At 73.1% G+C, this 7,125-nt stretch carries 7 protein-coding genes; 6 read left to right on the top strand and 1 reads right to left on the bottom strand.

The features are described from left to right. Positions 1 to 128 precede the first annotated feature (128 nt). A complete protein-coding gene (locus tag ABFX54_RS47790) occupies positions 129 to 1,478 on the top strand; it encodes a TrkH family potassium uptake protein (protein ID WP_346113767.1) in 1,350 nt (449 codons plus the stop codon). A gap of 46 nt (positions 1,479 to 1,524) precedes the next feature. Here the strand turns inward: ABFX54_RS47790 and ABFX54_RS47795 are convergent, their stop codons facing one another. Continuing rightward, a complete protein-coding gene (locus ABFX54_RS47795) occupies positions 1,525 to 2,247 on the bottom strand; it encodes a hypothetical protein (protein ID WP_346113768.1) in 723 nt (240 codons plus the stop codon). 168 nt (positions 2,248 to 2,415) lie between these two features. Between ABFX54_RS47795 and ABFX54_RS47800 the strand changes: the two genes are divergently transcribed. The 5 genes from ABFX54_RS47800 to ABFX54_RS47820 form a co-directional block, all read left to right on the top strand. Next, positions 2,416 to 3,672, top strand: a complete 1,257-nt coding sequence (locus ABFX54_RS47800; protein WP_346113769.1) for a sensor histidine kinase — start codon at positions 2,416 to 2,418, stop codon at positions 3,670 to 3,672. Continuing rightward, a complete protein-coding gene (locus tag ABFX54_RS47805) occupies positions 3,672 to 4,349 on the top strand; it encodes a response regulator (protein WP_346113771.1) in 678 nt (225 codons plus the stop codon). Before ABFX54_RS47800 ends, ABFX54_RS47805 begins: the two co-directional genes overlap by 1 nt. Positions 4,350 to 4,377: 28 nt before the next feature. Further along, complete coding sequence (locus ABFX54_RS47810) at positions 4,378 to 5,127, top strand: class I SAM-dependent methyltransferase (RefSeq protein ID WP_346113772.1); 750 nt, start codon at positions 4,378 to 4,380, stop codon at positions 5,125 to 5,127. Between the two features lie 75 nt (positions 5,128 to 5,202). After that, positions 5,203 to 5,745: a dihydrofolate reductase family protein gene (locus ABFX54_RS47815; RefSeq protein WP_346113773.1), complete on the top strand. Its 543-nt coding sequence runs from the start codon at positions 5,203 to 5,205 to the stop codon at positions 5,743 to 5,745. Between the two features lie 217 nt (positions 5,746 to 5,962). Next, on the top strand, positions 5,963 to 7,125 hold a 1,163-nt coding region (locus tag ABFX54_RS47820), incomplete at its 3' end, for a BtrH N-terminal domain-containing protein (RefSeq protein WP_346113774.1).

Genomic DNA, 7,125 nt, shown 5'->3' on the forward strand with positions numbered 1-7,125 from the left:
GCTCCTGAGCCTGCGCTACGGTATGGCCCGGTGTGCCGGGAAGGCTGGTCGGCGGCGTCCTTGGCCGGGTGGCCCGACGGAGGCTCTGCGATGGACGACGACGGCCGGTGCGCCCGGCGGGAGGTGCGATGACGCGCCGTCCCGCGCTGGCCGGACGCGGCGGGCATCCCACGGTGGTCATCGCCGCCGGGTTCGGCGCCGCCGTGCTCGTGGGCACGCTCCTGCTCGCCACCCCGCAGGCCACCGCCGACGGCGACTCCTCCCACTGGCTCACCGCGCTGTTCACCGCCACCTCCGCCGTCTGCGTGACGGGCCTGGTCGTGGTCGACACCGCGACCCACTGGTCGGTCTTCGGCGAGGTCGTCATCGCCCTGCTCATCCAGGTGGGCGGCCTGGGCATCATGACGCTCGCCACCGTGATCACGGTCATCGTCTCCGGCCGGCTGGGCCTGCGCGCCCGCCTGTCGGCCCAGTTGGAGACCAAGTCCGTGGTCGCCTCCGACCTGGGCCACGTGCTGCGCAAGGTGGTGGTGTTCAGCCTGATCTGCGAGGCCGTCGTCGCCGTGGTGCTGGCCGGCCGCTTCGCCATCGGCTACGGCGAGCCGCTCGGCCGCGCGGCCTACCTGGGCGCCTTCCACGCGGTGTCGGCGTTCAACAACGCGGGCTTCGCCCTGTGGCCGGACAACCTGGTGCGGTACGTCACCGACCCGTGGATCTGCGTCACGATCGCGCTGGCCGTGATCGTCGGCGGGCTCGGCTTCCCCGTCGTCTTCGAACTGCTGCGCACCTGGCGCCGTCCCCGCCGCTGGTCCCTGCTGACCCGGATCACCGTGGGCCTGAGCACGGTGCTGATCGCGGGCGGCACGCTGGCGTTCCTGATGACCGAGTGGCGCAACCCCGCCACGATGGGCCCGCTGAACGACGGCGACAAGCTGCTGGCGGCCTTCTTCACCGCCGTCATGCCGCGCTCCGGCGGCTTCAACACCCTCGACATCGCCGCGATGAACCCGTCGTCGTGGCTGCTCACCGACGTGCTGATGTTCATCGGCGGCGGCAGCGCGGGCACGGCCGGCGGCATCAAGGTGACCACGCTCGGCTTCCTGCTGTTCATGGTCTGGTCCGAGCTGCGCGGCGAGAGCCACGTCAACATCGGCCACCGCCGCCTGCCCGCCGCGACCCAGCGGCAGGCGCTGTCGATCAGCATGCTGGGCATCGTCGTGGTGACGTTCGCGACCTGGCTCATGCTCATCATGACGCCGTACGGGTTCGACCGTGTGCTGTTCGAGATCATCTCGGCCTTCGCCACCAACGGCCTGTCCACGGGCATCACCGCGGACACCGGGCTGGCCGGGCACGTGCTGCTCAGCGTGCTGATGTTCATCGGCCGCATCGGGCCGCTCACCCTGGGCTCGGCGCTCGCGCTGAAGCAGCGCATCCGCCGCTACGAGCTGCCCGAGGAACGCGTCATCGTCGGCTGAACCGCGCCCTCCGGCCGCGCCCGTCTACTGCGCCCGTCTACTGGGGTCAGCGGGGGCGTGGCCACACCCGCGCGAGGAGGATCGTCAGCCCGGCGATCCCTCCGCCCGCGTACGCCACGGCCACCGCGACGGGCAGCGCGGGGAGGAGGAAGGCGCCTGCCGCGCATCCGGCGCCCAGCAGCATCATGGCCACGGCGCCCGCGCGCCGCACCCGGTCCCCGGCGGGGTCGGGGCGCGTGGGACGCAGCCGCGGCAGGACGCCGCCGAGTCCCGCGATCAGCAGCCCGAACGCGGCCGTCACCAGCTGGGGGAGGGGAACGTGGTGACCGGCGGTCTCCAGCAGCAGCCCCGCGTGCAGGACGGTGATGAACGGCGGCAGCAGCACGAAGACGGCGTTCGTGGACGCGGCCTGCGCGCGCGGCGAGGCGACGAGCGCGGGCGGCAACCAGGCCCGCAGACGGCCGGCGACCACGGAGGCGAGCGCCATGATCGCGGCCAGCGCGACCACGGCCGCCGGCAGCGCCGCCGCGAGGACGATCCGCGGCACCTGGATGCGTCCACGGCGCCCCCTGGCCTCCTGCGTCGTCACCAGCTCCGGCAGCGAGTCCCACAGCGCCCACGCGATGGCGGCCATGGCGATCAGACTGAGCACGGTCACCACGACCCCCGCCCACGGCACCCGCCTCACCGGCTCGTCCAGCCCACCCCTCCCGCCTTGCCCGTCCCATTCGTCCCGTCCGGCCTTTCCGGCCCCTGCATCGACGTTCATGCCGCCCCTTGTCGCTCGAAGTGCTGCGATCGTAGGTTTCGGCGATCGGGGCGGAACATCCGTCATCGGGCACCTGCCGGTCATGTCCGTACCCATGCCGATCGTCACCCGCCGGAACATGACCATCGGCACTCTTATCCGGACGATCGCGGCGATTATGCTGCGGCTATGCGGCAGCCGAGATCGATGCGGGAGCTGGAGCGCTGGGTCGGGTTCTCCGGCGGACGCGCGCCCATCGTGTTCAGCGTGCTGTTCTGGGCCGCGGCCGGCATCTGCGCCGTGGTCCTCGTCGGCGCCCTCCCGGTGATCGACCAGGTGCCGCCGGGCGACCGCGCGCTGTACGCGGTGATCTCCTGGACGGGAGCCGGTGCCCTGGTGCTCGCGGCCGTCCTGTGGCCGCTCCTGCCCTGGGGCAGGGAAGCGCCGCCGTCACGCCGGGCGGCGAGCGTGGCGTTCCTGGTCGTGTCGCTGCCGCTGCTGTCGCCCGGCGGGGCCAGCGCCCCGATCATCGTGGGCCTGGCGGTCGGTAACGCCCTGGTCGTCTTCGGCCTGCGCGGCGCGCTCGCCTACACCGCCGTCGCCGGGTTGCTCGGCTTCGGCGTCAGCGCGTTCAACCCGCGTCAGACGCTGATCGGGGCGGCCGTCAACGGCACGCTCATGCTGCTGCTCTGCCTGGTGCTGCTCCTGGTCGTGATCGCGCTCTTCCAGTCGCACAGCCGCGCGGAGGAGACCCGCCGCCTCCTGGCCGAACTGGAACAAGCCCACGCCGACCTCGAACGCGCCCACGCCGAGCTCGAACGGCACGCGGCACGCTCGCGTGAGCTGGCGGTGGCCGAGGAGCGTGCGCGGATGGCGCGGGACATGCACGACTCGGTCGGCCACTACCTCACCGTCATCAACGTGGGCCTGCAGAACGCCCAGCGCTACCGCACCGTACGCCCCGAGGCCGCCTGGGACGAGGTGAGCCAGGCGCGCGAGCTGACGCTGGAGGCGCTGACCGACACCCGCCGCTGGGTGCGCGCGCTCAAACCGCTGCGCATGGAGGGCCTCAAAGGGCCCGCCGCCCTGCGGGTCCTGACCGAGTCGTTCGGCTCGGACGACACCGGCGTCGCCTTCACCATGACCGGCGCCTGGCCCGACGTGGACGAGAACCGCGAGCTGGTCTGCTACCGGGTCGTCCAGGAGGGCCTGACCAACGCCCTGCGTCACTCCCGGGCCCGCCACATCGAGGTCGCGCTCGACTGCACGCCGGACCGGGTCCAGGTCTCCGTCACCGACGACGGCACGGGAGCCGCGCCCGGCGCGACCGAGAACGGATTCGGCCTGCGCGGCCTGCGCGAACGCCTGCACGGCGTCGGCGGCGCACTCGACGTCGCCGGCCGCGCGGGCGAGGGCTTCACCCTCAGGGCGACGGTGCCGCTCTGATGGGGGCCGTTCGTGTCCTGCTCGTGGACGATCACATCCTGATGCGCGAAGGGCTGCGCAAACTTCTGGAGATCGAGCCGGGCATCGAGATCGCCGCCACCGCCGGCGGCGGCGAGGAGGCGCTGAGCCTGCTGGCGCGGACCCCGGACGGCGAGCGGCCCCAGGTCGCGCTCGTGGACGCCCGCATGCCGGGCATGGACGGCGGGGAGGTGGACGCCCGGCTGCGGCCCGAGTTCCCCGAGGTCGCGCCGGTGATCCTGACGACGTTCGACGACGACGACTACATCTTCGGTGGCCTGCGGGCGGGCGCGAAGGGCTACCTGCTGAAGGACGTACCGCCGGACGAGCTCGTGGCCGCGATCAGGCGGGCGGCGCGCGGCGAGACCGTCCTGGGCGGGGCCGCGAGCGAACGGCTGGTCAGCGCGCTGCGCGAGGCCCCGGTGCCCGCGGCGCAGGCGGACGCGGACGGGCCGCCCGGCGGACTGTCCGAGCGCGAGTACGAGATCCCCAGGTTCGTCGCCGCCGGCGCGGCCAACCGCGAGATCGCCCGCAGGCTGCACATCACCGAGGGCACCGCCAAGAACCACATCTCCAGCTGCCTGCGCAAACTCGGCCTGCGCGACCGCACCCAGCTCGCGCTCTGGGTGTCAGGGAACGCCCACCCCACAGGCGGCTGACCGGCCCCGGCGCCGGTAGGTTCGGCGGATGGCTGACGCGATTTTCGAGCACCCCCGGCTGGCCGCCGTCTACGACCCGCTGGACCCCGACAGGAGCGACCTCGACGTCTACGTCGCCGTCGCCGCCGAGCTGGGCGCGCGTACCGTGCTCGACATCGGCTGCGGCACCGGCACGTTCGCGCTGCTCCTGGCCGAACGCGGGATCGAGGTGACCGGCGTCGACCCGGCCGCGGCCTCGCTCGACGTCGCCAGGGGCAAGCCGGGCGCCGACCGGGTGCGCTGGATCCACGGCGACGCCACCGCCCTGCCGCCGATGCGGGCCGACCTGGCCGTCATGACGGCGAACGTGGCGCAGGCCATCGCCGAGCCGGACGCCTGGCGCGGCACGCTGACCGGCGCGCGGGAGGCGCTGCGGCCGGGCGGGCACCTGGTGTTCGAGACCCGCGACCCGGCCAGGCGCGCATGGGAGCACTGGAACAGGGAGGAGACCCACCAGGTCACCGACGTGCCGGGGACGGGCGTGGTCGAGTCGTGGGCCGACCTGATCGACGTCAGCGGCCCGCTGGTGACGTTCAGGTGGACGTACGTGTTCGCCTCCGACGGCGCGGTGCTGACGTCCACGTCCACGCTGCGCTTCCGCGAGCGGGACGAGATCGAGGCGGACCTGGCGGCGGCCGGACACATGCTGGAGGAGGTCAGGGACGCCCCTGACCGGCCGGGCAAGGAGTTCGTCTTCTTCGCCCGTCGCCCCGCGAAGGCCGGCCTCAAGAACCCTTAAGAAGATCGGCAGGATTCGGTAAGTACCGTACGGCAGGGTTGTCTCAACAGCGAGGCACTGACGAAGGAGACCACAATGAGGAAGCTCGTCGAATCCACGTTCGTGACGCTCGACGGCGTCATCGGCGACCCGCACATCTGGGGCGCCCCCTACTGGGACGAGGACCACCAGGAGTACGGCTCGAAGCTGCTGTTCGAGGCCGACACGCTGCTCCTGGGCCGGGAGACGTACGAGGGGTTCGCCGAGGCGTGGGCCGGCCGTTCCGGCGACGCGTACACCGACAAGATGAACAGCATGCCGAAGTACGTCGCCTCCACCACGCTCAAGAGCGCCGACGCCTGGAACGGCAGCCTGATCGAGGGCGACGTCGCCGAGGCCGTCGCGGAGCTGAAGCGGCAGCCCGGCCGGAACATCCTCAAGTACGGCACCGGCGCGCTCGACCGCACGCTCATCGAGCACGGGCTGGTCGACGAGTTCCACTTCTGGATGTTCCCCGTCCTCGCGGGCGGCGGCGACCGGCTGCTCAGCGGCCTGATCGACCTCACCCACCTCCAGTTGCTGCGGACGACCCCGTTCACCTCGGGCATCGTCGTCCTGACCTACGGCCAGAAGCGCTAGGTGCGGCCCTCGCCGTCCTGTACTAGCATCCGTCAGGACGGCGGCACTCTCCCGCCGAACCTCCAGAGCGGGCTCCCACGCGGCCCGCCCGAAGCGGAGGCAAAGGGGACGCGAGGAGCCTCGGGAGCCGCGTGCCGACCGGTCGGCGATCTTTCGTGGCCGCCACAGGCCGCGGGCGTGGGCCGGGCCTGGGCGATGGCCGCGGGAAGAGTCGTACATGACCAGCAAGAAGCAGCTCAAGGCGCGCGTCAGGGCGCGGATGGCCAAGACGGGCGAGAGCTACACGACGGCCCGCCTGCACGTCGCGGGCCTCGCCGAGCAGGCGGCCGACGGCGGCTGGCGCTTCTCGGGCGGCAGGCATCCGTCCAGCGCCGCCATCGCGTCCGTGCTGGCCAACCAGGGGGCCGCCGTCAGCGAGCCGCTGGTGTTCCTGGCCGGCGGCGGCATCGGGGCCGGCTACATCCTGTGGGAGTTCCGCCACGACGACTCCCGACACGTGGTGCTGGGCTTCCGCAACCAGTGGCAGTACCACGACCGCTGGATGGCCAAGACGCTCGGGCGGCTCGGGGTGCCGTACGAGGAGCACCGCACCGCCGGGGCCCGCGCCGCCGCGACCAAACTGCGCGCGGAGCTGGACGCCGGGCGGCCCTGCGTGGTGCTGCCCGACCGCTACCACCTGGGCTACTGGCACCTGCCCGCCACGCTCGACGGGTACGGCGGCCACCCGGTGGTGGCCTACCGGCACGACGAGGACGGCGTCTACCTGGACGACCGGGGCCGGGCGCCGATCCACGTTCCCGGGGAGCGGTTCGACGCCGCGCGGGCGCGGGTGGGTTCGTACCGGAACATCCTGCACGTGCTCCGCCCCTCAGGCCCGCCGGACGAGGCCGCGCTGGCCGCCGCCGCCCTCGACGGGCTGCGCGACTGCGTGGCCCACCTGTCGACCGCGTCTGACTCCTTCTCCCTGCCCGCCTGGCGCAAGTGGGCCCGGCTGCTGGTGGACACCCGCAACGCCAAGGCGTGGCCCAAGGTCTTCGCCGACCGGCGCGGCCTGGCCGGCGCGCTGCTGTCGATCTGGGAGGGGGCGCAGCCGGTCGGCATGGACGGCGGGAACCTGCGCGACCTGTTCGCCGACGCGCTGGACGAGGCCGCCGCCCTGCTCGACCGGCCCGCCCTCGCGGAGCCGGCCGCGCGGTTCAGGGAGATCTCGGGGCTCTGGCACGAGCTGGCGGAGGAGGCGCTGCCCGCGCGGGTGCCGGAGTTCGCCCAGATCAGGGAGCTGACGGCCGCCGTCAAGGAGAGCGTCATGGCGGAAGGCACGGAGGGCGGGCCGGGGGGGGGGGGGGGGGGGGGGGGGGGGGGGGGGGGGGCGGGGCGGGG

Source organism: Nonomuraea maheshkhaliensis (assembly GCF_039529435.1).
GTDB lineage: Bacteria > Actinomycetota > Actinomycetes > Streptosporangiales > Streptosporangiaceae > Nonomuraea > Nonomuraea maheshkhaliensis.